Genomic DNA, 25,669 nt, shown 5'->3' on the forward strand with positions numbered 1-25,669 from the left:
TCTGTGGTTTGGGGTGGGGGGGGGGGTGGGGCGGGGGGGGGGGGGGGGGCCCCCCCCCGCCCCCCGCCCCGGTGTCGCGGAGGATCAGGCGATGTCGAACCGGTCCAGGGTCATCACCTTGTCCCACGCCGACACGAAGTCCTGCACGAACTTCGCCTTCGCGTCGTCGCTCGCGTAGACCTCGGCCAGCGCGCGGAGCTCGCTGTTGGAGCCGAAGACCAGGTCGGCGCGGGTGCCGGTCCACTTGACCGCGCCGGTGGCCGTGTCACGGCCCTCGAAGGTGTTCTGGTCCGCGGAGGTGGACTTCCACTCGGTGCCCAGGTCGAGCAGGTTGGCAAAGAAGTCGTTCGTCAGCTTGCCGGGCGTCTCGGTGAGGACACCGAGCGAGGACTGCGGCTGCGTCACACCGAGGGCGCGCAGGCCGCCGACGAGGACGGTCAGCTCGGGCGCGCTCAGGGTGAGCAGGTTCGCCTTGTCGATGAGCAGGTACTCGGCCGGGAGGCGGTTGCCCTTGCCCAGGTAGTTGCGGAAGCCGTCCGCGGCCGGCTCCAGGGCGGCGAAGGACTCGACGTCCGTCTGTTCCTGGGCGGCGTCCACGCGGCCCGGCGTGAACGGCACCTCGACGTCGTGGCCGGCGTCCTTGGCCGCCTTCTCGACCGCCGCGACGCCCGCGAGGACGACGAGGTCGGCGAGGGAGACCTGCTTCTCCCCGCTCTGCGCGGAGTTGAAGGACTCCTGGACGCCCTCCAGGACGCGCAGCACCTGGGCCAGCTCGTCCGGGTTGTTGACCTCCCAGTTGCGCTGCGGCTCCAGGCGGATGCGGCCGCCGTTGGCGCCACCGCGCTTGTCGCTGCCGCGGAAGGAGGAGGCGGCGGCCCAGGCGGCGGAGACCAGCTGGGTGACCGTGAGGTCCGAGCCGAGGATCTTCTCCTTGAGGGAGGCGATGTCCGCGGCGTCGACGAGCTCGCCGGTGCGCGCCGGCAGCGGGTCCTGCCAGAGGAGCTCCTCGGCCGGGACCTCGGGGCCGAGGTAGCGGACGACCGGGCCCATGTCACGGTGGGTGAGCTTGTACCAGGCGCGGGCGAAGGCGTCCGCGAACTGGTCCGGGTTCTCGTAGAAGCGCCGCGAGATCTGCTCGTAGACCGGGTCGAAGCGCAGCGACAGGTCGGTGGTGAGCATCGTCGGGAGGTGCTTCTTCTCCGGGTCGTACGCGTCCGGGATGATCGCCTCGGCGTTCTTGGCGACCCACTGGTGGGCGCCCGCCGGGCTCTTGCTCAGCTCGTACTCGTACTCGAAGAGGTTCTTGAAGAAGCCGTTGCCCCACTGGGTCGGCGTGGTGGTCCAGGTGACCTCCAGGCCGCTGGTGATGGCGTCGGGGCCCTTGCCGCTGCGGAAGGTGCTCTTCCAGCCGAGGCCCTGCTCCTCCAGGGAGGCGGCCTCCGGGTCCGCGCCCACGTTGTCGGCCGGGCCGGCGCCGTGGGTCTTGCCGAAGGTGTGACCGCCGGCGATGAGGGCGACGGTCTCCTCGTCGTTCATCGCCATCCGGCGGAAGGTCTCGCGGATGTCGCGGGCCGCGGCGATCGGGTCCGGGTTGGCGTTCGGGCCCTCCGGGTTGACGTAGATGAGGCCCATCTGGACCGCGCCGAGCGGGTTCTCCAGCTCGCGGTCGCCGGTGTAGCGCTCGTCGCCGAGCCAGGTGGTCTCCGGGCCCCAGTAGACGTCCTCGTCGGGCTCCCACACGTCGGCGCGGCCGCCGGCGAAGCCGAAGGTCTCGAAGCCCATCGACTCCAGGGCGACGTTGCCCGCGAGGATCATGAGGTCGGCCCAGGAGATGTTCTGGCCGTACTTCTTCTTCACCGGCCACAGCAGACGGCGCGCCTTGTCGAGGTTGCCGTTGTCCGGCCAGCTGTTCAGCGGTGCGAAGCGCTGCTGACCGGCGCCGGCGCCGCCGCGGCCGTCGCTGATGCGGTAGGTGCCGGCGCTGTGCCAGGCCATGCGGATCATGAACGGGCCGTAGTGGCCGAAGTCGGCCGGCCACCAGTCCTGCGAGGTGGTCAGGACCTCGGCGATGTCCTGCTTCACGGCGGGCAGGTCGAGGCCCTCGAAGGCCTTCGCGTAGTCGAAGTCCTCACCGAGCGGGTTGGCCACCGCGGGGTTCTTGGCGAGGATCTTCAGGTTCAGCCGGTTCGGCCACCACTGGCTGTTGCCGCCGCCCTGGGTGGGGTGTGCGGCACGCCCGTGCGCGACGGGGCAGCCCCCGGCGCCCTCCGCCTTCGCGTCGGTGACGATTGCTTCGTGGTTCTCAGACATCGGAATCCTTCCGGACCTGGCGGACACAGTGCTCAGGAAGTGCGTTCGGCGGACGGGCCTCGCGCGGGTCTCACGTGTGCTTCTCCCGCCGTGCTGGAGTCTTCCTGTCCCTTGGCCATCTTCGAAACCGATCCTACGATGGACGATGTCCAAGTCAAGAACCACGCCAAGTTTGCCGATGCCGATGAGGTGAGACATGAGTGACCTGCTGGAGCGACTGCGCGCGCGTGGCTGGCGGATGACGTCCCAGCGCCGGGTGGTCGCGGAGGTCCTGGCCGGGGATCATGTGCACCTCACCGCGGACGAGGTCCACGCGCGCGCGGTCGCGCGCCTGCCGGAGATCGCCAGGGCGACGGTCTACAACACGCTCGGCGAGCTGGTGGCCCTGGGGGAGGTCGTGGAGCTCTCCATGGACGGGCGGGCCAAGCGGTACGACCCGAACGCCCACCGGCCGCACCAGCACCTGGTCTGCTCGGACTGCGGGATCATCCGGGACGTCCACCCGACCGGGGACCCGCTCGCGGTCCTGCCGCCCGCGGAGCGGTTCGGCTTCACCGTGTCGACCGCGGACGTCACGTACCGGGGGCTCTGCCCGGGCTGCGCCTGAGCGCGGACATGCGAGAGGAGCCCTCCACCGGTGTCGGTGGAGGGCTCCTCGGTGTCATGCCGCGGTGCGGACTACTTCAGGGCGGCCAGCGCGTCCTCGTAGCTCGGCTCGTCGGCGATCTCGCCCACGAGCTGGGCGTGCAGCACGGTGTCGTTCTCGTCGAGGACGACGACGGCGCGGGCGGTCAGACCGGCCAGCGGCCCGTCCGCGATCTCCACGCCGTAGTTGGTGTGGAACTCGCGGCCGCGGAGCGTCGAGAGGTTCTTGACGTTCTCGAGGCCCTCGGCGCCGCAGAAGCGGGCCTGCGCGAAGGGCAGGTCGGCGGAGATGCAGAGGACGACGGTGTTGTCCAGCTGCCCGGCCTTCTCGTTGAACGCGCGGACGGAGGAGGCGCACGTCGGGGTGTCGACGCTCGGGAAGATGTTGAGGACCTTGCGCTGACCGGCGAAGTCCTTGAGCGACTTGTCCGCCAGCCCCTCGGCGACGAGCGTGAAGTCGGGGGCCTGGCTGCCGGGGGCCGGCAGAGCGCCGTTGACCTGCACGGGGCTGCCCTTCAGCGTGACCTGGGCCATGGGGATCTCCTTCAGACGTAAGAGTGGCAACGGGGGGAATCGTACGGAAGGCGGGCCCGCTCCCACGACACGGGCCGCCGCGCTTCTTTCTGGCGGATTCACGAGTATGAACGGACGGCTCCCGTACGGGACTGTCGCGAGCCACTCGCGGGATGCGTCGGACGTGAATGGGCATTCTTGACGGCCCTGGTGTAGACCATTGGGTTCCACCCTCGACAACCGTCGCCCGTTCACATACGTGAAGAAGGGGTAACTCCATGACTCGATGGTTCACCGCCCCCTGCTCCTCGAGACCCTCACCCACGCCGGCAACCCCCGCTGACCGGAAGGCGGTCGAGAGGGGTCAGCCCCGGACCGCCGTGAAGCGGGACGGCGGGGTGCCGAAGGTACGGGTGAAGGCGGCCGTGAACGCCGCAGGGGAGGCATAGCCCAGGCGGCCCGAGACCTCGCTGACCGTCGCGGTACGGAGCAGGGGCACGGCCGCCAGGAGGCGGGCGCGGGAGCGCCAGACGGCGGGGCTCTCGCCCGTCTCCGCACGGAACCGCCGGGTGAACGCCCGCTCGCTCAGCGCCGTCCTGGCCGCCCAGTCGGTATTGGTGACCGCGGCGTCCGGCGCCGCCAGATACTCCCGGCACAGCGCCGCGAGCTCCGCGGAGGCGGGGATCCCGACGTGGAAGGGGAGCGGCGAGCGCGCGGCGATCTCGTGCAGCAGCAGCGTCGCGATGGCGCCCTCCCGGCCCGACAGGCTGTAGTCGGCCGGGAACTCGACCGCCGCGAGCAGCAGTTCGCGCAGCAGCGGCGGCACGTCCACGACCGTGCACCGCGCCGGCCACCACGGGACGGCGCCCGGCTCCACGTACAGACTCCGCGTGCTCACCCCCAGCATCCGGACCCGGTGCGGGGTCGCGGCCGGGATCAGGACCGCCCGCTCCGGCGGGACCGTCCACGTGCCGTCGGCGGTCTCGACGACCATGACGCCGGTCGCGCCGTAGAGGAACTGCGCCCGCCGGTGCTCGTGCCACTCCAGGACGTGCCCGGCCGGATAGTCGGTGCCGAGGGGCAGGACCGCCCGGTCGAGGTGGTCGACGGAGTCCAGCGGGATGTTCTTCACCGGACCACCGTACTGGCCGAGACGCGAAGGAATCCTGCCGACCATCGCATGCGGGAACCATCGGCGGGCTGATGGTCTTGACCCCATGGACATGGTGACGCTGATGGCGATCGGGCTCCTCACCGGAGCGACGACGGTCTTGTTCGGGTTCGGCGGCGGATTCGTGGCCGTCCCGGTCGTGGTGTGGGCGGACGCCGCCCTCGGCGCTTCGGCCGTCCCGGTGGCCACCGCCACCTCGGCCCTGGTGATGGTCGTGAACGCCGCCTTCGCCACCGCCGTCACCCCGCGGCCGGTGCTCCTCGCGCTGCGCGGCAGCGGCGCGCTGCTGCCCCTGCTCGCGGCGGGCGCCTGCGCCGGCGCGTACGCCTCCCGGCTCGCCCCGCCGGCCCTGGCCCGCTGGGCGTTCGTCGCGTACACCGCCCTGACCGCCCTCGACCTGCTGCTCCGGCCCGGCTTCCTCCGCCCCGCGAGCGGGCCGGGCGCGGAGTCCGGGCGTGCCCCGAGGCCGCTTCCGGCCGGCGCGGGCGCGCCGATCGGGGCGGTCGCCGCCTTCCTCGGCGTCGGCGGCAGCGTGATGACCGTCCCCGCGCTGCGCCGCGCCGGTCACCCCATGCGCGTGGCGACCGCGCTCGCCAACCCCCTCACCCTCGCCGTCGCGCTCCCGGCCGTCGCGGTCTCCCTCGCCGGCCCCCCGCCCGCGGCCGCCGCGGCGAGCGGCGCGGGACTGGTCGGTCTTGTCGACCCGTACGCGGCGGGGGCGCTGCTCCTCGGAGCGCTGCCGGTCATCGCCCTCCTGCGCCGCCGTCCGCCCCGGATCCCGGACCGCGTCCACGCGTGCGCGTACCTCGGGCTGCTCGCCCTGGTGGCCCTCGCGATGGTGTGCACCGGGGCATGAGCGGGGCGTTTCAGTCGGGTGCCCGGCGCAGGGCGCGGACGGCCGGGACGGAGAGCATGACGGCGATCAGCACGAGTCCCATGACCGAGGAGAAGAGCAGGACGCGGTCGGCGCCCACGCTGTCGGCCGCCGGGCCGGACAGGGCCCGGCCCAGCGGGATGACCATGATGGATCCGGCCACGTCGTAGGCGGAGACCCGGCTCAGGACGGCGAGCGGGATGTGCGACTGCACGCTCGTCGCCCACATGACGCCCCAGAAGGCGAACCCGCAGCCGGCCACCACCCCGGTGACCGCCGTCACGGTGAACGACCAGCCGAGCGCGGGCGCCAGGGGGTTGAGGGAGAAGAAGAACATGGCGCACGCGCCCGCGACGAGCGGACGGCCCGGCCGGACCCGCAGGCCGAGCAGACCGCCGACGATCGTCCCCGCGCCGTCGGCGGACGCGATCCAGCCGTACCCGCTCGCCCCGTGCTGCTCGGTGAGCAGCGCCGCGCCCAGCGGCAGCGCCGGGCCGAAGACGAACAGGCCGTAGACGGCCCACACGGCGATGACCCCCCACAGCCAGGACCGCGACCGGAACTCGTGCCATCCGGTGGCGAGGCGCCGCAGGATGGGCTCGTCGCTCTCGTCGCTCTCGTCCCGTGCCGCGCCGAGCTTCCGCAGCGGCGCCAGGCCGAGCGCGCTGCACGCGTAGCAGGCGGCGATGACCAGGAAGGAACCGGCGACGTCCCAGTACGCCACGAGCAGGCCGGAGAGACCCGGGCCGAGCAGGGTGCAGATCGACTCGGAGATCCGCAGCAGCGCGTTGGCCCGCTGGATGTCCTCGGCGACCCGGGGCACCAGGCTCGCCAGACCCGGCTGGAACATGGCGGTCGCGGCGCCGCTGAGCGCGAGCAGCGCCATCATGTGCCACAACCGCATGTCGCCCGCGGCGAGCAGCGCCGCGAGGGCCAGCATGGCGACCATCCGCACCACGTCGGCGCCGACCATCATCACCTGCGGGGTGAACCGGTCGGCGAGCACGCCCCCGAACAGCACGAGCAGGACGATCGGCGTCATCCACGCGGCCAGCGCGTAGCCCACGCCCGCCGCCCCGTACCCCGCGCCGAGCACGGCGGTCGTGAGGGAGACCATCAGCATGCCGTCGGCCAGGAGCGAGGTGCTGCGGGCCGCGAAGAACAGCCGGAAGCGCTGCGAACGCCACGGGCTGGGAAGGGAGTTCTTCTCCCGCTCTGCGGTCACGTCATTCGTCGTCATGTCAGCTGCGCCGGTCCCGGCCGGCCCCTTCCCTGAGAATCCGCTGCCCGAGCCAGGCACTGGTCCGGTCCGCCTCCGCCGGCGCGTCCCGCACGATCACGTAGTGGCGCGGGGCCAGCACCCCCGGACGGCCCGGCAGCGCGTCCATCAGCGCCGCGTGCGCCGCCTCCGGGGTGAGCGGGGAGCCGCCGCAGGCGAGGAAGGCGGTGAGACCGTCCTCGTCCGGGGCGCCGTCGGTGACGTGCACGGGTACGCCTCCGAGTGCCCCGCCGAGGACCTCCGCAACCTGGTCCGGCGACACCCACGAGCCGTCCACCCGGCGCCACCCCGCACCCCGCTCGACCGGCCGGACACCCGTCACCTCGGTGAGCGCCGTCAGCGGCACGTCCTCGGTGGCGGCCGCCTCCAGGAGCCGTACCAGACCGGTGAGGAACCCCTCGGCCTCGTCCGGCGTGAACAGCGCGGGATCGACCCACATCCCGAGCCGGAGCACGGGCGCCGTCTCGTGGACGAAGGTCAGGACGCGGGCCGGAAGCACCTGCACCGGCCCACGGGACACGTCCAGTTCGGGCCGGTCGACGTCCGCCGCGGGTCCCGCGGGCAGCGTGCTGACGTCGTTGAAGACGACGTCACGGGCGAAGCGGCTGCCCCGCTCGTACGTGACGGCGTCGATCATCTCCCAGAGGCGGACCGCGTCGAACTGGCTGTGCCGGTAGGCGTTGAGCGCCGCGCCCCACGCCTTCCGCAGCAGCGCGTCGAAGGACGGCACCCGCACGTCCAGGGAGAGCAGCGCGTCCTGCGAGACGGTGTTCACGGAGCGGGCGAGCCGCGGCAGGAACCGGTTCGAGGTCGGCACGGCGGCGACGCACGAGGACTGGCCCGTGCGGTGGGCGATCAGCGCGCACCAGGCCGTGAGCAGCACCGTGGACGGCAGTCCGCCGGTGCGCTCGGCCGCGCGGGCGAGCGCCCGGGCGCCCCGCAGCGAGCGGAGGGTCAGCTGCTCCGCCTCGACCTCGGTGCCCGCGGCACCCGGCTCCGCGAACATCGCCTGGGGGCCGGTGCGGATGATCCGTTCCCAGTGCCGCAGGGAGGCCTCGGACCTCCGCACCCCGGCCGGGGTCGCCTCCTCGGCGGCCAGGTCGAGCGGGGTGAACGCGGTCACGCCGGGGAGCGTCCGGCCGGCGAGCAGGTCGCGCCAGTCCTCTTCGAGGACGGACAGGGCGCTGACGTCCGTCACGGCGTGGCTCGCAGCGAGCGCGACGGACACCGGCACGCCCGCCACGGCGACGAGGGAGATCCGCAGGCCGAAGTCCCGGTCCAGGTGGAAGCGGCCGACCCGGTCACGCCGGGCGAGGTCGTCGGCGTATCCCTCCGGGGGCGGCTCCTCGTGGTCGACGACCGCGACCGTGAACTCGCCCTCGGATGCCACGACCTGCTCGCGAGGTGCCTCGCCCGGCGCGTGCGGGAACGTCGTCCGCAGGGCCTCGTGCCGCACCACCAGGGCGCGCAGCGCGTCGATCGCCGACTCCGTCCCGGTTCCCTCGGGGACGGGCCAGACGGCGTGGATGTTGATGTGCTCGGGCTCGTCCCGCAGCATGCAGCGGATCATGTTGGCCTGGCCCATGGTGACGGGGCCCCGGCGCCGCTCCCCGCCCGCGTAGCGGACGGTGACCGTGTACGTCTTCGTCATGCGTTGCCCTTCGGGGACGCGGGCCGGTTCCCGCTCGCGCGGACCAGGTCCGCCCAGGCGTCGATCAGGAGGGCGAACTCCGCCATGTCCTCCCGGACTTCGTCGACGAGCCGTTCGCGGCGGGCGGCGAGGAAGTCCGCCGCCTCGATGTAGCGGCCGCCGAGCTTGCGGTACGAGCGGTCGACGACGTCGAGGCGCTCGGTCTTCTGCACCGGGTCGACGCGCGTGCTCTCCCGGACGAGACCGGCGACGGCGGAGGCGCGGAGCCCGCCGTCGGCGTCGAGCAGCGACGCGCCGGCCGCCGCCGTCCCCGCGTACACCGAGTGCAGGTGCGGGGTCGCGAGCAGGAACTTCGCGAACCGCAGCTGGTAGGCGAGGAAGCCCTTGTCGGAACGCCGTTCGCCGGTGTGGAAGTTGACGATGTGCCGGTTGTGCAGCACCCCGGGCAGCCGGGCGTCGTGGACCAGGTGGAGGAGGAAGTAGTCGCTGCCGATGGTGTCGGTGGCGGGCGGCAGCGGCACCCGGCCGTACACCTCGCGGGCGAGGGCGATGTTGCACATGTCGACGCGGGTGGGGCTGACGGTGGTGAGCGTGGTCAGGTCACCGGTGTACGAGGCGGTCCCGGCGCCCCGGAACGACTCGGCGATCAGGTTCCGTCGCCAGATCTCCGGATAGCCGTCCGGTACGGACAGGCCGATGACGTCCTCGTACACGAGGGGGTCGAGCCGGCGGATCTCCGCGACGTCCACGGACATCTCGCCGACGAAGGAGCCGCCGACCAGGGCGACCGGCCGGTGGGCGGACGCGGGGTCGAGTCTGCTGCGGGACACGAGCCCCGCCACCTCGGCGGCGGTCCTGCCCAGGGCCGTGAGCTCGTGGTGGAGCGGGAAGACCGGCTGCCCGTCGAGGTACTGGTAGCGGCTGTCGGAGTCCCTGCGGTGCACCGACGCGCAGCCGAGGGCCTCCGCGTACAGGAAGGCGCGGTTGGTGCAGGCGCCGTAGGACACCCGGGAGGGCAGCATGAGGCCGAGGATCCGGTCCGGCTCGGGGGTGCCGGACCGGGTGATCACCTCGTGCAGGAAGGCCCGTTGGGCGGTCTCGTCGAGGTGGTGGACGACCACCCCGGGCACGCGGGGGAGTGCGGACACCGCCTGCCGGTGCTCGGCGAGCACCGGGGCCGGGGAGGAGTCCAGGATCAGCAGGTGCACCTCGGCGCCGAAGCGGCGGGCGCCGTGGGCGGCTTCCTCCGCGACCGCCCGGATGGTGTCGGGGCAGGCGCGGTGGGTGGGCAGGGTCAGGCAGACACGGCGCACGCCGGCTCCTCGGCTTCCCCGGCCGGCTGCCCGCCCGCGGTCTCGGCCGTGTCGCTCCACGAGGTCAGCCCGAGGAGGCGGCTGCCGAGCTCGTTCAGGGTGGCCGTGGGGTAGCGCTGGGACTCGTGCCGGACGGGGTCGCCGACGAGGGTGCGGTTCCAGCGCGGGGTGCGCAGATGTCGCCAGGACTCGACGCGGGACCTCCGCAGCTTCGTGTGCTCCTCCAGGGCGGGCATCATCGACAGGTACTGGACCGCCCGCACCTGGTCGGCGGAGGTGTTGCGGGCGACGCCGTGGGCGAGGAGACCGTTCCAGATCAGCAGGTCGCCGGGGTGGAGGTCGGGGCGGACGACGGGGAACTCCGCGCGGTCCACGGCGGGCCGGATGGGGTCCCGGTCGCCCGGCTGGCCGAGCTTCCACTCCTCGAACCGCCGGAAGAGCTCCGGGCAGCACTGGAAGCCGCCGGACTCGGGGCGCGTGTCGTTGAGCGCGATGATCCCCTGCACCCGCTGCGGGGGCACGCCGAGCGTCGTGTCGATGTCCCAGTGCAGCTCGATGTCGAAGCCCCGGTCGGTGGGCTCGATCAGGGCGCGGTCGCGGTTGCGGACGTTGGGCGGGTTGAGGTTGAGCCGGTCCTGGGTGACCCACAGCTCCTCGCAGTCCCACACGTCCACGAAGGCGTCGTACACACGCTGTGCCTGGCGGCTGTCCCAGAGGAGCTGGTGGTGGTACGCCTCCACGAAGCCGTACACGTGGAGCTGCTGGTCCAGCTCGGAGCGGAACGGCCGGTCCTCGTACCAGCTGTCCGGACGGTCGGGGTCGAGGCCCTGGAAGTCCCAGGTGAAGTCGAGCAGGCGGCGCGCGGCCTCGGCGGGGATCGCCTCGCGGACGACGACGTAGCCGTACGTCTGCCAGTGGGCGAAGTCCTCCTCGGACAGCACCCGCAGCGGCCGCGACTTCTTCAGCTCCCGCAGGGTGGTCGCGGCGAGGTACGACTCGCCGTCCGCGCTGAAGTACGGCAGGTCCGAGGCCGCCCGGTGCAGATAGGGGCGGCGGACGGGTCGGGGCGGGGCGGGTGTGGGCATGGGGGTCCCTCCAGAGGCGGTGGCCGGAGGTCAGGCGGCCACGTCGTTCAGAAGAATTGGTTTAGACCATCGGTTCTGTCAAGTGCCGCCGCAATATGAGGAGTTACGGGTCCGATCGGCCGGATATCGCCCCCGCCCTACGGCGGCTTTGGTCTAGACAACCCTCGGCGAGCTGGCTTAGGGTCCCCATGCGCAGTCCGGTCCCTGATGGAGCATCAGGCGGCTTCTTCGCCGTGCCGTGGTCGACGAGGACCCCACGCCTTGACTGTTCGCCCACGCCCAGAGGGAGCGGTATTCCATGAGCACACCCAGCACCACCGTCCTGCCCGACGGCGGCCTGAAGAGCCCGGGCGCGGGCCTGATCACCCTCGACCCCGTCCGCACCGCCCTGCTGCACGGCCTGGACACCCTGCTCACCGGGCTCGCCGCGCGCCTCTCCGCACCCGAGGTGGTGGGCCCGCCGCTGCTCTCCGTCGAGGGCCTCGCCCGCCTCGACTTCTTCCGCAACTTCCCCCATCTCGGCGTCTCCGCCGGACGGTTCGCCCCCGACGCGCTCGACGGCCTCGCCTCAGGGGAGTCACCGGCCGAGCTGCCGCTCCGGCCGACCGGCTACCTCCTGCCCTCCGCCACCTGCTACGGCCTGCTGCTCTCCCTGGAGGGCCGGGACGTCGGCGAGGACGGACTGCGGCTCTCCGCCGCCGGCCGCTGCTTCCGCAACGAGACCCACTACGACGGGCTGCGCCGCCTGTGGGGCTTCCACATGCGCGAAGTCCTCTTCCTCGGCACCAAGCAGGGCTCCCTCGAACACCTGGAGCAGGGCGCCGAGTTCATCCTCGACCTGGCCGGACGCCTCGGACTCGACCTGTCCCGGGCCGTGGCCGACGACCCCTTCTACGACAAGGGCGGCTCCCGCGCCAGGCTCATGGCGCTCGACCCCGTCAAGCACGAGTTCAGCGCCCCCGACGGCACGGCCATCGCCTCCGTCAACCGGCACCGCAACTTCTTCGGCGAGCGCCTCGACATCCGTGCGGGCTCCGCGGGCCCCGCGTACAGCGCCTGCGTCGCCTTCGGCGTCGAGCGCTGGGTGCACGCGATGATCCTCGCCCACGGCACCCCCGAGCAGGCCCTCGACCGGCTGCGCGCCGCGAGCGCCTGACCTCCACCCGTACCTTCCCCACAGCAAGGAGCGCCCCACCCCATGGACCCCATCGCCGCGTGGCTCCACGAGAAGAACCCCGGTCTCGACGGGCCGATCGACGCCGACGAGGACCTCATCGAGGCCCGGCTCATCGACTCCATGGACTTCCTGGAGTTCATCGACCTCCTGGAGGAGCTCTCCGGCAGCTCCATCGACCTCCAGGAGGTCACCATCGACGACTTCCGCACCATCGGCCGCGTCCAGGAACGCTTCCTGAGTGCCGCCACGTGATCGCCCGCCCCTCCTGGCCGTCGTGGCGACCACCCGGGAGGTCCTGGACCACCCAGGACTCCACGAGGGCCTGCTCGCGCCCTGGGAACGGCGGCGGCTCGACCGGATACGCGTGCCGGACCGCCGCGACGACGTGACGGCGGCCCGGCTGCTCGTCCGGCTGTGCGTCGCCCGGTTCACCGGGCTCCCTCCGGAGGCGTCGGGCCCCGACCAGTACTGCGACGACTGCCGGCGCCACGGGCACGGCCGCCCGTACCTGCGCCGCCGGCCCGGACTCGGCGTCAGCCTGAGCCACGCCGACGGTCTCGTGGCGGCGGCCGTCGGCCCCGGGCCGGTCGGCGTCGACGTGGAACCCGCGGCCCGCAGGCCCGGCCCCCTGCCCGTACTCCGCCGGCTCCTGCCCGCGACCGAGCTGCGGGAGGCGGCGGCCGGGCCGGACCCCGACGCGGCGCTGCTCCGCCTCTGGGTGCGCGGCGAGGCCCGCTTCAAGGCGGGCGGCCGGGAGGGACTGCGGCTCCTGGACTGGACCGACCGCGACCGGGCGGCCGTCGCCGCGGTCGCCGGCACCGGCCCGGTCACCGTCATCGCATGCGCGGACCCAGGCTGAAGGTGACCTCGACGCCGCACGTCGGCCCGGACGCCGCGGGCACCGGACGGCCGAATGCCGCGACCGGGTCGGGCTAATCCGGGGCCGCGAGCGTGGCCCGGCGGACCGGCGGTGGTACGTCGATGGCCATGCAGCCAGGCACACCTCCGACGGTCACCCCGTTCCTCCGTACGGCCGCCGCCTACGCGTGGCGGCTGCTCGTCGTCGGCCTCCTCGTCTACAGCCTGTTCGCGGTGCTCGGGCGCTTCCACGAGATCGGCGTGGCCGTCTTCCTCGGCCTGGTGATCACCGCGCTGCTCCGGCCCGTCGCCGACCTGGTCGCCCGGGGCCTGCCCCGTCCCCTCGCGGTCGCCCTCGCCCTGCTCGGCAGCATCGCGCTCGTCCTCGGGGTGCTCGCGCTGGTCGGCGAGGCGGTCGCGGGGGAGCGGACCACCCTCGTACGCGAGTTCCGGGAGGGGATCGGGCGGATCGAGGACTGGCTGGAACGGCCGCCGTTCCGGGTCGACCCGGACGCGCTCTCCGGCCTGCAGGAGAAGATCGGACAGTTCCTCTCCAGCCACCGGTCCACCCTGCTCAGCGAGGCGGTGAGCGGAGCCGGGCACCTCGTCGCCGTCCTCACCACGCTGGCCCTCGGCCTGTTCAGCGCGGTGTTCTTCATCCACTCCGGGGACCGGCAGTGGGCCTGGTTCAAGAACCAGCTGCCCGAGTCCGTACGCGACCGCGTCGCCATCGGCGGACGCGCGGCCTGGCGCACCTTCACCGGCTACACCCACGGCATCGTCCTGGTGGCCGCGGTGAACGCGACGCTGGTCGGCATCGCCCTCTGGGCCCTCGGCGTCCCCCTCGCCGTGCCGCTCGCCCTCCTGGAGTTCCTCGCCGCCTTCATCCCGCTGATCGGCTCGCCGATCGCCCTCGCGGTCGCCGCCGTCGTGGCACTCGCGGCGAAGGGCCCCCTGGTCGCGGGGATCGTCATCGCGCTCATCGTGATCATCGGTCAGATCGAAGGGCATCTGCTGCACCCCCTCGTCATGAGCTGGGCCGTGCGGCTCCACCCGCTGGTCGTGGCCATCTCGGTGATCGCGGGCTCGATCGCCGCGGGCATCGTGGGCGCGGTGGTGGCGGTCCCTCTGGTCTCGGTGGTCTGGTCCGTCCACACGGCGCTCCGGGCAGCGCGCGACTGAGCCCTCCGGCCGGTCCGCACGGCCTCCGCCCGGGCTCGCGCCCGAGCCGCCCCGTGCAGGGGGTCTTGCGCCGGGCGTGCGGCCTCTCTACTCTCCCGGCCAATGGTTAGGAATATTTCCTAACGATTGGCCATGGAGGGAAAGGGAGTTGACATGCGTCGACGAAGCGTCTCGCTTCTCGGGCTCACGGGTCTGCTGGCGTTGCCCCTGACGGTCCTGCCGCAGGCGCAGGCCGCCGACGGCCTGGTGTCCACCGGAAAGCAGGCGACGGCCTCGTCCGTCGAGACCTCGGCCTTCGGGCCCGGGCTCGCCGTGGACGGCAGCACGGCCACGCGCTGGGCGAGCGCCGAAGGCGTCGACCCGCAGTGGATACGGATCGACCTCGGGGCGAACCACACGATCTCCCGGGTGAAGCTCAACTGGGAGGACGCGTACGGCAAGACGTACCGCATCCAGACCTCCGCCGACGGGTCGACCTGGACCGACGTCTACTCCACCACCGCCGGTGACGGGGCGACCGACGACCTCACCGTCTCCGGCAGCGGCCGCTACGTCCGGATGTACGGCACCGGCCGCGGCACGCCGTACGGCTACTCCCTCTGGGAGTTCGAGGTGTACGGCGCGCCCACCGGCACCGGCGGGGGCGGCGGCGGACCGGCCGTCCCCTTCGGCAGCCACCTCAAGCCCTACGCCGCCGGCATCCTGAAGCCCTCCGGCACCCAGGCGGCCCTCGACCAGAAGGTCGTCGACTACTACAACAAGTGGAAGGCCGCCTTCGTCCGGCAGAACTGCGGCAACGGCTGGTACCAGATCATCTCGCCCGATGCCGACCACCCGTACGTCGCCGAGGCCCAGGGCTACGGCATGGTCGTCACCGCCACCATGGCGGGCGCGGACCCGGACGCCAAGAAGATCTTCGACGGTCTCGTCAAGTGGAAGATCGACCACCCGTCCTCGGTCAACCCGAACCTCCTCGCCGCCGAACAGGACACCGCCTGCAAGAGCGTCAACGGCGGCGACGGAGCCACCGACGGCGACATGGACGTGGCCTACGGCCTGCTCCTCGCCGACAAGCAGTGGGGCAGCGCCGGCACGTACAACTACAAGGACCTCGCGCTCAAGCACATCGCCGCCATCAAGAAGGACGAGGTCAACGCGACGACCAAGCTCCTGAAGCTCGGCGACTGGAGCAGCTCCGGCGACCAGTACTACTACATCTCCCGCACGTCGGACTGGATGACCGACCACTTCCGCGCCTTCCGCGCGGCCTCGGGCGACACCAGCTGGGACGCCGTGCGCAGCGCCCACCAGACGCAGATCTCCCGCCTGCAGTCCACCTACGCCTCCGGCACCGGACTCCTGCCCGACTTCGTCGTCGACACCAACACCACGCCCAAGCCGGCCCCGGGCCAGGTCCTGGAGGACCCGAACGACGGCTCGTACTGGTGGAACGCCTGTCGTACGCCGTGGCGCATCGGCGACGACGCGGTGACCAGCGGCGACGCCACGTCCCTCGCCGCCGCCCGGAAGCTCAACGGCTGGATCAAGTCGAAGACCGGCGGCGACCCGAACAAGATCGCCATCGGCTACAAGCTCAACGGCACCCAGATCTCCTCGGGCAGCGAGGCCGCCTTCTTCGCCCCGTTCGCGGTGGCGGCCATGACCGACTCGGGCAGCCAGGCCTGGCTCGACGCCCTGTGGAACAAGATGGTGGCGACCCCGGTCGACACCAGCAGCTACTTCTCGGCCAGCATCCAGCTGCAGGTCATGATCACGGCCTCAGGCAACCACTGGGTCCCGTAGCGGGGTGTCCCGCCGCACGGACAGGGCCCTGAGATAACCGCTCAGGGCGGCGGCGGTACCCGCGAGCGGGAAACGGGCGCCGAGCTGCCCGTCGGGACGGACGACAAGCCCGGTCGCGCCGTCGGGGAGGTAGAGCCGCGCGAACTCCCCGGCGGCGTCCCGGTACACGGGCACGGACGGGCCGGCGGCCGCGGCCGCGCCGGCTTCGGCTTCCGCCCGGCCGGTCGCTCCTCCGGCGGCCGACTCGTCCGCGCCGGCCGCTTCCTCCGCGTCGGCCGCGAGGATCGCCAAGACCGGGAGGCCGGCGGTCGTTCGCGCCGCCGCGGCCGCCCCGGCCAGCTCGGCCCCGTCCGGTCCGTACAACAGCACCACATGGCCGGGCCGCCCCCGCAGCACGTCGAGAAGACGCAGCGGATAGGCGGCGATCGAGGTCGTCAGACCCGAGCAGTCCGGGGCCCGGTCACCCGGCTGGGGCGCGTCCTCGGCACCGTACCGAACGCCCGAGAGCGGACCGTCCCGGTGGCTCACCAGGAGCTGCGCCTCGCGCAGGAGCAGCGTCCGCCGGTCCTCGGGGTCGGCCTCGATGCCCCGTACGGCGTGGCGCACGGTCCGGCCGACGACCTCCTCGCCGACCGGACGGCGCTCGGCGTCGTACGTGTCGAGCAGCTCGGGACCGGCCTCGCCCCGGACCACGAGGGCGAGCTTCCAGGCCAGGTTGCAGGCGTCCTGCACCCCGGTGTTCATGCCCTGGGCGCCGGTCGGCGGATGGATGTGCGCCGCGTCGCCCGCCACGAAGACCCGCCCCCGGCCGTAGCGGTCGACGATGCGGTGGCTGATGCGGAAGACCGAGGACCAGCACAGGTCCGACAGGCGCGCCGGGCGGGGCGCGAGACGGTCGACGACGGCCTGGAGGTCGGCGAGCCCGGGGACCCGGCCGCCTTCGGGCCCGTGCGCCACCCCGTCCGGCGCGGCCGGCCCCTGGGAGGCGGCGAGTTCCGGCGGGAGCTTCATCGACATCCGGTAGCGCCCCGCCCCTGGCAGCGGGATGCACACCAGGACGTCGGCGGTGGAGCCGTCGGCGCCCTGCCGGCTGGACCGGATGCCGTAGCCGTGGGGCAGGTCCCAGTCGGCCACGACGTCGCCGAGCATGTACTCCTCCTGGAACGCACCGCCCTCGAAGGACAGGCCCAGCGTCTTCCGTACGACGCTGTGCGCGCCGTCGCAGCCGATCAGGTACGGCACCCGCAGCTCCTCGCCGGCACCGGACGCCGTGCGCAGCCGCGCGGTGACCCCGTCCCGGTCCTGGGTGAACGACTCCAGCTCGGTGCCGCGCTCGACGACCGTCCCCAGACGGGCGACGTACTCCTCGAGGAGCCGCTCCGTCTCGTACTGCGGCAGCGCGGCGAAGCCGTAGGGCACCTCCGGTGGCATCGCGAGCTCGATCCGGTCCCGCTCGCGGCCGTCGGCGTAGACCAACTGGCCGCGCAGCGGCACGGCGGCCTCCAGGACGGCGCGGACCAGGCCCATCCGGTCCCACAGCTCCAGGGTGCGCGGCTGGATCCCGACGGCCTTGGCGTACGGAAGACGGGCCGGCAGGCGGTCGACGAGCCGGCAGTGCACACCGTGCCGGCGCAGCTCGGCGGCCGCGCTCAGGCCGACCGGGCCCGCGCCCACGATCAGGACGTCGGTGGTGGTGCGGTGCGCCACGCCTGCCTCCAGCACTGGCTCGCCCCCGGCGGATTCCCGTGGGGCGCGTCCGACGGTGCGCGTCGGATCGGGCCCCAGGCCATCGTCACCCGCCTCCGCCGGGTCGGCGAGCGGTACGGCCGTCCGGCGGGACTGTCGGACCCGGCGGGTACTGTCGCGGCCATGCTCGAACTGATCACGCCCACCGTCCGGCTGCACACCTCCTGGACGGAGGCGTACGCCGAATGGCCCGCCGACGCGCGGCAGGACGGCGCGGGGCTCAGGCTCGCCCCCGACGGCGGCCTCGACCGGCCGGAGGTCTTCGCCGCCTGGGTGGAACGGCTGCGCGAGCAGGGCGACGCCACCGTGCCCGCCGCCCCGGGCCGCGTCCACGCCACGTACCTGTGGATCGTCGACGGCGACACGTACCTCGGCGCCGCCGAACTGCGCCACTCGCTCAACGACTTCCTGCGCGACGCCGGCGGCCACGTCGGCTACAGCGTGCGGCCCTCCGCCCGCCGCCGGGGCGTCGCCGCCCGGGCCCTGGCGGAACTCCTGCTCCGGGCCCGGGACCTGGGCCTGGACCGCGTCCTGGTCACCTGCGACGAGGACAACGCCGGCTCCGCGCGGACGATCGAGCGCAACGGCGGCGTCCTGGAGGACGTCAGGACGGGCGCGTACGGCACGAAGCGCCGCTACTGGATCACACCGCCCGGCCCGGCCCCCGCGCTGCCGGTCATGCGCCCCGGCGGGATGCCCACGAACGAACTGCGCGCCTGGGCCCGGGCCCAGGGCTTCGAGGTGCCGGACCGCGGCCGGGTGCCGCGCGAGGTCTGGAGGGCCTGGGAGCGGGCCACGGAGGAAGCCGCGCGGCACGCCGACCGACCGCGGGACCGCTGCCGGCCGCCACGCACGACCGCGATCGTCCTGCCCCGGTAGGCGTGCGGGCGCACGGGCGTACGGAACCGGGCGGGGTCCCCGGGCGTCCCTCCCGGGCATGAGCGAGAAGCCCTCACAGGAATCGCGGGACCGGGCCGAGAGCGCCGTCGGCTGCCTGCTCGCCGTCGCCGGCGTCGCGGTCGCGGCCGCCTTCGCGCTGCCCCGGGCCTCGTACAGCATCGAAGGCGGCTTCGAGGGGGAGGCCCGCGACTGGAGCGTGATCCTCGTCGACCTGCCGCTCATCCTCTTCGCCGGACTCGTCCTCCCGCCGCTGACCTGGGCGGCCGCCGTCCGCCGGCTGCGGCCCCGCACGGCGGCGCTCCTCTGCGTCGCCGTCGCCGGACTCGCCCTGTGGGGCCTCGCGGCCTGGTGGCATCCACGGCAGCCGGATCCCGGATACGGGCCCGGCATCTGACGGCTCCTCGGCGGGAGTAGCGTGCCCTCCGGCGCGCCTCGCCAGGGGCGCGGGCACGACCACGAGAGGACGAGGAAGCCCATGGCGCAGGAGCACGAGGAGCACAGCACGAGCACGGTCGTCTCGCAGCCCGTGGGGCACGTCGTCGGCGGGCGGGGCGAGGTGCGGGACGACGAGTGGGGGGACGTCGAGTCGATCGTCCGCCTCGACGGGGAGGCCTTCGGCCCCGAGGCGCTGGCCGGACTCGACGCCTTCTCGCACCTGGAGATCGTCTACCACTTCGACCGGGTGAGCCCCGACGCCGTCCAGACCGGCGCCCGGCACCCGCGCGGCAACGAGGAGTGGCCGCTGGTCGGGATCTTCGCCCAGCGCGGCAAGAACCGCCCCAACCGCCTCGGCGTCTCCCGCTGCCGGCTGGTCCGCACGGACGGACTCGACCTCCATGTACGCGGGCTGGACGCCGTCGACGGCACACCGGTCCTCGACATCAAGCCGTACATGACGGAGTTCGGCCCCCAGGGACCGACCACCCAGCCCGCCTGGGCCGACGAGATCATGCGCCACTACTACTGAGCCCCACGGGCCGCCACCCGAGGGTGAACCGGCGTACGGAACCCGAACTAGTGTTGCCCCGTGCGTGTACTGCTTGTGGAAGACGACGAGCCGGTCGCGGAGTCCCTGCGGCGCGGCCTGCTGCGCTACGGCTTCGAGGTGGAGTGGGTCACCACCGGGACGGCGGGGCTCGCCGTCACCACCCCGTACGACCTGGTCCTGCTCGACCTCGGCCTCCCGGACACCGACGGGCTCGACGTCTGCCGCGCCCTGCGGAAGCGCGGCGACGTGCCGATCATCGTGATCAGCGCCCGCAGCGACGAGACCGACCGGGTCGTCGGCCTGGAGATCGGCGCCGACGACTACGTCTCCAAGCCCTTCGGGGTGCGTGAGGTCATCGCCCGGATCAGGGCCGTGATGCGCAGGGTGCGGCCGACGGAACAGCCCACCGGACCCCAGCGGTACGGTGCGCGCCTCGCCGTCGACCGCAAGGCGGCGCGCGTGTGGCTGGACGACTCCGAAGTGGCGCTCACGCCCAAGGAGTACGACCTGCTCGCGTTCCTCACGGAGGAGCCGGGCGCGCTGATGTCCCGCGAACAGATCATGGAAGCCGTCTGGGACGCCAACTGGTTCGGGCCCACCAAGACCCTCGACGTCCACGTGGCGGCGCTGCGCCGCAAGCTCGCCGGGGCCGTGACCGTGGAGGCCGTCCGCGGCGTCGGCTTCCGCCTGGTCGTGGAGCCCGTGGGCCGCCCGTGATCAGACGCCTCATCGTCAGCTACGTGGCCCTGGTCGCCGTGGCGCTCGCCGCCTTCACCGTGCCGGTCGCGTTCACGCTCACCGCCCAACTGCGCGGCGACACCGAGGAGTCCGTACGCCGCGAGGCCACCACCATGGCGCTGCTCCTCGGGGACGGCGACGCGCCCGCCCGGCAGGCCCTGGCCCGGATGGCCGGGGCGTACGCGGACGAGACGCCCGGGACCGTGGAGGTGGTGGCCGCCGACGGCCGGAGCGCGATGGCCCCGCTGCCCCTGCCGGCGCACCCGGACGACCCGGCGTTCGGCGCGGCCCTCGAACACGGCAGGACCACGGTCGACTGGGGGTCCCGGCTCGTCTGGGGACCCGAACTGATCGTCACCGTACCCGTGCACGCGCGCCGGGAAGCGGGGGAGCCGGAGCGGATCGTCGGCGCCGTCCGCATCCGGTACGCCACGGCCGGCCTGAGCGACCGGCTCTGGCGGATCTGGGGCTTCCGGGCGATCCTCGCCGTCGGCGTCCTCGCGGTCGCGGCGGGACTCGGCGCGATCGTCGCCCGGCTGCTGACCAAGCCGCTGCGCCAGCTCAACGACATGGCCAGCCGGTTCGGCGACGGCGACCTCACCGCCCGCTCGCCCGTCACCGGCCCGCAGGAGACCCAGACGCTCGCCCGCACGCTCAACCAGGGAGCCGAACGCCTCGACACCCTCGTCGCCTCCCAGCGCATCTTCGTCGCGGACGCCTCGCACCAGCTGCGGACCCCGCTGACGGCGCTGCGCCTCTCGCTCGACAACATCGCGGACGGCGTCGACGACGAGTTCGTCCGCGAGGACGTGGACCAGGCCACCGCCGAGGTCGTACGGATGAGCCGCCTGGTCAGCGGCCTTCTCGTGCTCGCCCGCGCCGAGGCCAAGGTGTCCGCGCCCGAACCGCTGTCGCTGCGCGAGCTGGTCGAGGAACGGCTGAAGGTCTGGCGGCCGGCCGCCGACGAACGCGGGGTGACCATCGTCCTCACCGGCGACACCGAGGACCTGCCCCGGGTGCTCGCCGGGCCCGGCAACCTCGACCAGGTCCTCGACAACGTGCTCTCCAACGCCCTGGAGGTCTCCCCGGACAGGGGGGCGATCACGGTACGGATGGAGGCGGGCGGCCCCGAGGAGGCGGTCCTGGAGGTCCTCGACCAGGGCCCCGGCATGTCCGCCGCCGAACAGGCCCGCGCCTTCGACCGGTTCTGGCGCGGCCAGGGACTGACCGGGCGCTCCGGCTCCGGCCTGGGGCTCGCCATCGTCAAGCAGCTCGTCACGGACGACGGCGGCGGGGTGGCCCTGCGGGACGCGCCCGGCGGCGGACTGTGCGTACGGATCGTGCTGCGGACCGTGGCCGAAGGCCCCCGATGGATCAGCCCTCGGCCGGGAGCACCGAGGAGTGGTGGTTGACGATCAGCCACCGGCCCTCGCGCTTCTCGTACACGTAGGTGTAGCGGGCGTCGACCGGCTGGGTGACACCGGTCTTCGGGTCGGTGAGGTGGAAGCGGTAGAGGCCGGCGTCGATCGCCGAGTCCGCGTCGAGGACGTTGATCTCCGTACGGATCTTCTCGCCCCTCGGCCTCTTCTGCAGGAAGTGCGTGAAGTAGTCGGCTATCCCCGCGTGGTCGGTGCGGATCCGCGGGGAGGCCGTCGGCAGCAGGACCGCGTCCTCGGCGTACAGGTCGGCGACCCGCTCCGGGTCGCCGGAGCGCAGCGCCGCGTTCCACCGGTCGAAGAGACCGGCGATCTCCCGCTCGGTGGGCTTGCCGCGCCGCTCCTTCTCGCGGGCCTCGACCGGCCGGGGGTCGTGCTCACCTGCCTGCGCCACGCCGACCCCGGCGACGAGGGTGCCGATCGCGGCCACGGCGAGACCGCCGGCGAGGACGACGCGGGTACGGGGTGTGTGCTTCATCGGAGGCTCCTGCTTCGAGTGAACGGGCCCCGAACGCCGCTGCGTTCGGGGCCTGCCACTCTCGCCGCTCGCGATCCAGCCCCCGTACAGCGGACGTCGAGCGCCCGGCCAAGACTCGGGAAAGTCAGCCCCGGCCTCGGGCCCCCGCCGTGCGCGCCACCACGAGGAGGAAGAGCCCGCACGCCGACACGATCAGCCATCCCGGCCGGGTCGCGGCGGCGAGGGAGGCCGGCCCGGCGCCCGCGACCAGGCCGCCGGCGACGGCGATGCCGACCGCCACGCCGACCTGGCGGGAGGTGGATGTGATCGCGCCCGCCACCCCGGCCCGGGACGGCGGCAGGCCGCCGACCGCGGTGTTCGTCAGGGGGGCGTTGGCGAAGCCGAAGCCGATGCCGATCAGCAGGAACGCGAGCAGGATCAGCGGGACGCCCGTGTCCCCGTCCAGGCCCACCAGGCAGAGACCGCCGGCGGCGGTGAACCCGCCCGCGAGGAGCAGCGGACGCCGGGGCCCGACCCGGCCCACCAGGACCCCGGACCAGGGCGCGCACACCGTCGCCCCGAGCGCCATGGGCAGGGTCGCGGCGCCGGACGCGAGCGGCGTCCAGCCGCGGGCCTCCTGGAGGTAGAGGGTGCTCAGGAGCAGGGTCACGTTGAGGGCGACGAAGACCGCCGTCGCGCCGAGCACGGCCGTGACGAACGGCGGCCGACGGAACAGGCCGAGGTCCATCAGCGGTTCGTCGCGCCGGAGTTCGATGCGTACGAAGGCCGCGGCGGCCGCCGCGGTGAGCACGTATCCGGAGACGGCCGCGGGCGAGGCCCAGCCGATGCGGGGGCCTTCGATGAGGAGACCGACCGTCAGGCAGAGGACCACGGTGAGGAGTATCTGCCCCGGCAGGTCGAGGCGGCGGGCGCGCTCCCCGCGGGACTCCGGCACGAACAGGGCGACCAGGACGAGGGCGAGGACGACCACCGGAGCGTTGATCCAGAACACCGAACGCCAGCCGAACGCGGCGATGAGCGCCCCGCCGGTGACCGGGCCCGCCGCCATGCTCAGTCCGAACACCGAGGCCCACACGCCGATGGCGCGGGCCCGCTCACGGGGGTCGGGCATCGCGTTCACCACGATCGCCAGGGCCACCGGACTCAGCATCGAGGCCCCGATCCCCTGGACGGCCCGCGCGGCGACGAGCACGCCGAGGGACGGGGCGAGGGCGCACACGAGGGAGGCCAGGCCGAAGACGAGCAGCCCGGTCCGGAAGACCCTGCGCCGCCCGAGGCGGTCGGCGAGTGCCCCGGAGACGATGAGCAGACTCGCCATGACCACGGTGTAGGCGTCGACGACCCACTCCAGGCCACGGGTGCCCACGTCCAGGCCGCGGCCGATCTCCGGCAGCCCCACATTGACGATGGTGGCGTCGACCCCCACCAGGAACATGCTGAGCGCGCAGACGGCGAGCACCGTCCAGCGGCGGCGCGCGCTCAGCGGGGCGGGTGGCGGAGCGGGCTGGGTGGTGGTGAGCACGTGAGTTCCCCCTTCGACGAGACCGGACGTCGCCCAGACTCGGACCGGGGGAGGGAAGTGGCAAAGAATTTTGCGAAGACCGCAAAAAGGTGCGCTCAGCGGTGGTCGTTCAGGTGGTGGTCGCTCAGGTGGTGGCGAAGAGATCTCCGGGGGCGTCGTCGAGGACGAACCCGTTGTCGAAGCGGACGCGGACCGTCAGACGCAGCTTCCGTTCCTGGTACGCGGTCCACGCCGGTTCCAGGGATTCGACCTGCTCCTCCAGTTGCCCCCTGCTGCCCGGGGGCATCTGGTGGCCGAAGTCGTCCAGGAGGGACTTGAGGCGCTCGTACTCGCGGACCTCCTGGCTCTGCGGCCGGTCCGCGTCCACCCGCTCGACCGTGCCCTCGGCACCCGCGGCCAGGGCCAGGAAACCGGCTCCCGCCCCGGGGTCGGACCCGTCCGCCGGGACCACCTGCCCGGCCAGTCGCAGATCCACCGTCAGGCGCACGCGCCGGCCCTCGTCGAGCGTCATCGGTCCTTCGTCTCCATGGTGTCGGGGCTGCCATTATCCGGGGCCTGGGCCGTCCCGGTTACGCGCGTGGCCCCGTACGGGTGGACTCGCCGCCCCCGCGGGGGAGGGGCGGGGCTCCGTCCCGGCCTCCGGTGGTGATGTGGCCGTCCCGCAGTTCTCGTGACCCCGGAAGAGGCGCCCCCCACATGCGACGTATCCCCACCCGACGGCTGTTCGCCGCGACGCTGCTCGTGGCGTCGGTGCTGGCCCCGATGACGGCGACGCCCGCCGGTGCCGTCCACGCCGCGACCGCGGCCGCCGTCGGCGCCCCGTGGCACGGCGAGGACGACTGCCCGCCGGACGGACTCGGCCCCGAACTCACCGCCCGGCTCGACAAGGCCATCGAGGACGTCCGCAAGCAGGCCGGCATCCCCGGGGTCGCCGTCGGCCTCTGGATGCCGGGCCGGGGCAGCTACGTCCGCGCGACCGGCGTCGCGAACAAGGTCACCGGCGAGCCGATGACCACCGAGGGCTACATCCGCATCGGCAGCGAGACCAAGACCTTCACGGTCACCGCGCTCCTCAAGCTCGTCGACGACCACCGGATCCGCCTCGACACCCCCATCGCCCGGTACGTCCACGGCGTGCCGAACGGCCACCGGATCACCCTGCGCCACCTCGCCGAGATGCGCAGCGGCCTCTTCCCGTACACCTCGGACCCCGGCTTCATCCACGACCTGCTCAGCGATCCGGAGCGGTACTTCAGCCCCGAGGAGGCGCTCGCGTACGGCTTCAAGCACAAGAACACCTTCGAGCCGGGGGCGAAGTTCGAGTACTCGAACTCGAACCTCGTGCTGCTCGGCCTCGTGGTCGAGAAGGTCAGCGGCCAGCCCCTGGAGAGGTTCCTCCGCAACCGGGTCCTCCGGCCGGCCCACCTGCACCACACGCTCCTCCCGACCGGGCCCGAGTTCCCCGAGCCGCACCCCCGCGGCTACACGAACCAGACGCTCGACGGCGCGACCGTGGACAGCACGGACTGGAACCCCAGCTGGGCCTGGGCGGCCGGGGCGATGATCTCCGACCAGCACGACCTGCGGCGCTGGGCGAAGATCCTCGCCACCGGGGAGCTGCTGAGCCCCGAGACGCAGACGCAGCGCCTCAGGACGCTGCCCACGGGCTTCCCCGGCCTCAGCTACGGCCTCGGCATCTTCGACGCCAACGGCTGGATCGGGCACAACGGGTCGATTCCGGGGTACGAGACGGTGACGGTGTACCTGCCGGAGCGGGACGCCACGCTGGTCGTCATGATCAACACGGACAGCCTCAGCGGGGGCCAGGAACCCTCCACGCTCCTGGCCCGGGCGATCACGTCGATCGTGACCCCGGACCACGTCTACGCGGGCGGCATCCAACCGCGCTAGCCCGCCGCCCCCGTTGTGGGCAATCGTTCCGCTGGGGCGGAACGGGTGGGCACAACGGACGGCGCGCCCAGCGGCTGTCTCTTATACAC

Annotated in this window: 24 protein-coding genes; 13 read left to right on the plus strand and 11 right to left on the minus strand. The window is 73.1% G+C overall.

Annotated features, from left to right (window positions below; translation table 11 throughout):
• Positions 1–84 precede the first annotated feature (84 nt).
• Positions 85–2,310 carry a catalase/peroxidase HPI gene (gene katG, locus ACWGN5_RS38120; protein ID WP_453523003.1) on the minus strand — a complete coding sequence of 742 codons (2,226 nt, stop codon included), beginning with the start codon at positions 2,308–2,310 and terminating at the stop codon, positions 85–87.
• A 196-nt stretch (positions 2,311–2,506) separates the two neighbouring features.
• On the opposite strand from katG, the gene ACWGN5_RS38125 reads away from it, so the two are divergent.
• Entirely contained in the window at positions 2,507–2,917 is a 411-nt protein-coding gene (locus ACWGN5_RS38125) for a Fur family transcriptional regulator (RefSeq protein ID WP_453523004.1), read from the plus strand.
• 71 nt (positions 2,918–2,988) lie between these two features.
• Here the strand turns inward: ACWGN5_RS38125 and tpx are convergent, their stop codons facing one another.
• Both tpx and ACWGN5_RS38135 read right to left on the minus strand, forming a co-directional pair.
• Complete coding sequence (tpx, locus tag ACWGN5_RS38130) at positions 2,989–3,489, minus strand: thiol peroxidase (protein WP_453523005.1); 501 nt, start codon at positions 3,487–3,489, stop codon at positions 2,989–2,991.
• Positions 3,490–3,832: 343 nt separating this feature from the next.
• Positions 3,833–4,600 (minus strand): AraC family transcriptional regulator, encoded by a 768-nt coding sequence (locus ACWGN5_RS38135; RefSeq protein WP_453523006.1) that lies wholly within the window; start codon positions 4,598–4,600, stop codon positions 3,833–3,835.
• Between the two features lie 85 nt (positions 4,601–4,685).
• On the opposite strand from ACWGN5_RS38135, the gene ACWGN5_RS38140 reads away from it, so the two are divergent.
• Positions 4,686–5,495: a TSUP family transporter gene (locus ACWGN5_RS38140; protein WP_453523007.1), complete on the plus strand. Its 810-nt coding sequence runs from the start codon at positions 4,686–4,688 to the stop codon at positions 5,493–5,495.
• Between the two features lie 10 nt (positions 5,496–5,505).
• On the opposite strand, the gene ACWGN5_RS38145 is transcribed toward ACWGN5_RS38140, so the two are convergent.
• The 4 genes from ACWGN5_RS38145 to ACWGN5_RS38160 are packed head-to-tail and all read right to left on the minus strand — an operon-like array spanning position 5,506 to position 10,841.
• Positions 5,506–6,753 carry an MFS transporter gene (locus ACWGN5_RS38145; protein ID WP_453523008.1) on the minus strand — a complete coding sequence of 416 codons (1,248 nt, stop codon included), beginning with the start codon at positions 6,751–6,753 and terminating at the stop codon, positions 5,506–5,508.
• A gap of 1 nt (position 6,754) precedes the next feature.
• Positions 6,755–8,443: a condensation domain-containing protein gene (locus ACWGN5_RS38150; RefSeq protein WP_453523009.1), complete on the minus strand. Its 1,689-nt coding sequence runs from the start codon at positions 8,441–8,443 to the stop codon at positions 6,755–6,757.
• Positions 8,440–9,756, minus strand: a complete 1,317-nt coding sequence (locus ACWGN5_RS38155) for a DUF6271 family protein (RefSeq protein ID WP_453523010.1) — start codon at positions 9,754–9,756, stop codon at positions 8,440–8,442. Before ACWGN5_RS38155 ends, ACWGN5_RS38150 begins: the two co-directional genes overlap by 4 nt.
• Positions 9,738–10,841 carry a phytanoyl-CoA dioxygenase family protein gene (locus ACWGN5_RS38160; RefSeq protein WP_453523011.1) on the minus strand — a complete coding sequence of 368 codons (1,104 nt, stop codon included), beginning with the start codon at positions 10,839–10,841 and terminating at the stop codon, positions 9,738–9,740. Before ACWGN5_RS38160 ends, ACWGN5_RS38155 begins: the two co-directional genes overlap by 19 nt.
• Positions 10,842–11,139: 298 nt before the next feature.
• On the opposite strand from ACWGN5_RS38160, the gene ACWGN5_RS38165 reads away from it, so the two are divergent.
• The 5 genes from ACWGN5_RS38165 (at position 11,140) to ACWGN5_RS38185 (ending at position 15,861) form a co-directional block, all read left to right on the plus strand.
• Positions 11,140–11,997 carry a hypothetical protein gene (locus ACWGN5_RS38165; protein ID WP_453523012.1) on the plus strand — a complete coding sequence of 286 codons (858 nt, stop codon included), beginning with the start codon at positions 11,140–11,142 and terminating at the stop codon, positions 11,995–11,997.
• A 42-nt stretch (positions 11,998–12,039) separates the two neighbouring features.
• Entirely contained in the window at positions 12,040–12,270 is a 231-nt protein-coding gene (locus ACWGN5_RS38170) for an acyl carrier protein (RefSeq protein WP_369148046.1), read from the plus strand.
• Positions 12,257–12,877: a 4'-phosphopantetheinyl transferase family protein gene (locus ACWGN5_RS38175; protein ID WP_453523013.1), complete on the plus strand. Its 621-nt coding sequence runs from the start codon at positions 12,257–12,259 to the stop codon at positions 12,875–12,877. The genes ACWGN5_RS38170 and ACWGN5_RS38175 overlap by 14 nt, the downstream gene beginning before the upstream one ends.
• Before the next feature lie 128 nt (positions 12,878–13,005).
• Entirely contained in the window at positions 13,006–14,058 is a 1,053-nt protein-coding gene (locus ACWGN5_RS38180; protein ID WP_453523014.1) for an AI-2E family transporter, read from the plus strand.
• A gap of 153 nt (positions 14,059–14,211) precedes the next feature.
• The gene (locus tag ACWGN5_RS38185) at positions 14,212–15,861 is read left to right on the plus strand and encodes a glycosyl hydrolase family 8 (protein ID WP_453523015.1); all 1,650 of its coding nucleotides are present in this window, start codon (positions 14,212–14,214) and stop codon (positions 15,859–15,861) included.
• On the opposite strand, the gene ACWGN5_RS38190 is transcribed toward ACWGN5_RS38185, so the two are convergent.
• Complete coding sequence (locus tag ACWGN5_RS38190) at positions 15,838–17,568, minus strand: FAD-dependent monooxygenase (protein ID WP_453523016.1); 1,731 nt, start codon at positions 17,566–17,568, stop codon at positions 15,838–15,840. The genes ACWGN5_RS38185 and ACWGN5_RS38190 overlap by 24 nt on opposite strands.
• On the opposite strand from ACWGN5_RS38190, the gene ACWGN5_RS38195 reads away from it, so the two are divergent.
• The 5 genes from ACWGN5_RS38195 (at position 17,560) to ACWGN5_RS38215 (ending at position 21,645) form a co-directional block, all read left to right on the plus strand.
• Complete coding sequence (locus ACWGN5_RS38195; protein WP_453523017.1) at positions 17,560–18,486, plus strand: GNAT family N-acetyltransferase; 927 nt, start codon at positions 17,560–17,562, stop codon at positions 18,484–18,486. The genes ACWGN5_RS38190 and ACWGN5_RS38195 overlap by 9 nt on opposite strands.
• A 58-nt stretch (positions 18,487–18,544) precedes the next feature.
• Entirely contained in the window at positions 18,545–18,901 is a 357-nt protein-coding gene (locus tag ACWGN5_RS38200; RefSeq protein ID WP_453523018.1) for a hypothetical protein, read from the plus strand.
• Between the two features lie 81 nt (positions 18,902–18,982).
• Positions 18,983–19,474: an SAM-dependent methyltransferase gene (locus ACWGN5_RS38205; RefSeq protein WP_453523019.1), complete on the plus strand. Its 492-nt coding sequence runs from the start codon at positions 18,983–18,985 to the stop codon at positions 19,472–19,474.
• Positions 19,475–19,534: 60 nt separating this feature from the next.
• The gene (locus ACWGN5_RS38210; protein ID WP_453523020.1) at positions 19,535–20,212 is read left to right on the plus strand and encodes a response regulator transcription factor; all 678 of its coding nucleotides are present in this window, start codon (positions 19,535–19,537) and stop codon (positions 20,210–20,212) included.
• A complete protein-coding gene (locus ACWGN5_RS38215) occupies positions 20,209–21,645 on the plus strand; it encodes a sensor histidine kinase (RefSeq protein WP_453523021.1) in 1,437 nt (478 codons plus the stop codon). Before ACWGN5_RS38210 ends, ACWGN5_RS38215 begins: the two co-directional genes overlap by 4 nt.
• Here the strand turns inward: ACWGN5_RS38215 and ACWGN5_RS38220 are convergent.
• From ACWGN5_RS38220 to ACWGN5_RS38230, 3 genes are all read right to left on the minus strand, one after another.
• Positions 21,608–22,147: an SgcJ/EcaC family oxidoreductase gene (locus ACWGN5_RS38220; protein WP_453523022.1), complete on the minus strand. Its 540-nt coding sequence runs from the start codon at positions 22,145–22,147 to the stop codon at positions 21,608–21,610. The two genes, ACWGN5_RS38215 and ACWGN5_RS38220, sit on opposite strands and share 38 nt — an antisense overlap.
• Before the next feature lie 124 nt (positions 22,148–22,271).
• Positions 22,272–23,669, minus strand: coding sequence for an MFS transporter (locus ACWGN5_RS38225; protein WP_453523023.1), 1,398 nt, complete (start codon positions 23,667–23,669; stop codon positions 22,272–22,274).
• A gap of 124 nt (positions 23,670–23,793) precedes the next feature.
• A complete protein-coding gene (locus tag ACWGN5_RS38230; RefSeq protein WP_453523024.1) occupies positions 23,794–24,180 on the minus strand; it encodes a hypothetical protein in 387 nt (128 codons plus the stop codon).
• Between the two features lie 185 nt (positions 24,181–24,365).
• On the opposite strand from ACWGN5_RS38230, the gene ACWGN5_RS38235 reads away from it, so the two are divergent.
• Entirely contained in the window at positions 24,366–25,580 is a 1,215-nt protein-coding gene (locus ACWGN5_RS38235; protein WP_453523025.1) for a serine hydrolase domain-containing protein, read from the plus strand.
• The last annotated feature ends 89 nt before the right edge of the window (positions 25,581–25,669 follow it).

The sequence above is a fragment of the Streptomyces sp. NPDC055815 genome (genome assembly GCF_053616475.1).

Excerpts from the sequence above, each read along its gene's own strand:
- katG (WP_453523003.1), bottom strand. The coding sequence starts at position 2,310 with ATGTCTGAGAACCACGAAGCAATCGTCACCGACGCGAAGGCGGAGGGC.
- ACWGN5_RS38125 (WP_453523004.1), top strand. The coding sequence starts at position 2,507 with ATGAGTGACCTGCTGGAGCGACTGCGCGCGCGTGGCTGGCGGATGACG.
- tpx (WP_453523005.1), bottom strand. The coding sequence starts at position 3,489 with ATGGCCCAGGTCACGCTGAAGGGCAGCCCCGTGCAGGTCAACGGCGCT.
- ACWGN5_RS38140 (WP_453523007.1), top strand. The coding sequence starts at position 4,686 with ATGGACATGGTGACGCTGATGGCGATCGGGCTCCTCACCGGAGCGACG.
- ACWGN5_RS38145 (WP_453523008.1), bottom strand. The coding sequence starts at position 6,753 with ATGACGACGAATGACGTGACCGCAGAGCGGGAGAAGAACTCCCTTCCC.
- ACWGN5_RS38150 (WP_453523009.1), bottom strand. The coding sequence starts at position 8,443 with ATGACGAAGACGTACACGGTCACCGTCCGCTACGCGGGCGGGGAGCGG.
- ACWGN5_RS38160 (WP_453523011.1), bottom strand. The coding sequence starts at position 10,841 with ATGCCCACACCCGCCCCGCCCCGACCCGTCCGCCGCCCCTATCTGCAC.
- ACWGN5_RS38165 (WP_453523012.1), top strand. The coding sequence starts at position 11,140 with ATGAGCACACCCAGCACCACCGTCCTGCCCGACGGCGGCCTGAAGAGC.
- ACWGN5_RS38170 (WP_369148046.1), top strand. The coding sequence starts at position 12,040 with ATGGACCCCATCGCCGCGTGGCTCCACGAGAAGAACCCCGGTCTCGAC.
- ACWGN5_RS38180 (WP_453523014.1), top strand. The coding sequence starts at position 13,006 with ATGCAGCCAGGCACACCTCCGACGGTCACCCCGTTCCTCCGTACGGCC.
- ACWGN5_RS38185 (WP_453523015.1), top strand. The coding sequence starts at position 14,212 with ATGCGTCGACGAAGCGTCTCGCTTCTCGGGCTCACGGGTCTGCTGGCG.
- ACWGN5_RS38200 (WP_453523018.1), top strand. The coding sequence starts at position 18,545 with ATGAGCGAGAAGCCCTCACAGGAATCGCGGGACCGGGCCGAGAGCGCC.
- ACWGN5_RS38205 (WP_453523019.1), top strand. The coding sequence starts at position 18,983 with ATGGCGCAGGAGCACGAGGAGCACAGCACGAGCACGGTCGTCTCGCAG.
- ACWGN5_RS38220 (WP_453523022.1), bottom strand. The coding sequence starts at position 22,147 with ATGAAGCACACACCCCGTACCCGCGTCGTCCTCGCCGGCGGTCTCGCC.
- ACWGN5_RS38230 (WP_453523024.1), bottom strand. The coding sequence starts at position 24,180 with ATGACGCTCGACGAGGGCCGGCGCGTGCGCCTGACGGTGGATCTGCGA.
- ACWGN5_RS38235 (WP_453523025.1), top strand. The coding sequence starts at position 24,366 with ATGCGACGTATCCCCACCCGACGGCTGTTCGCCGCGACGCTGCTCGTG.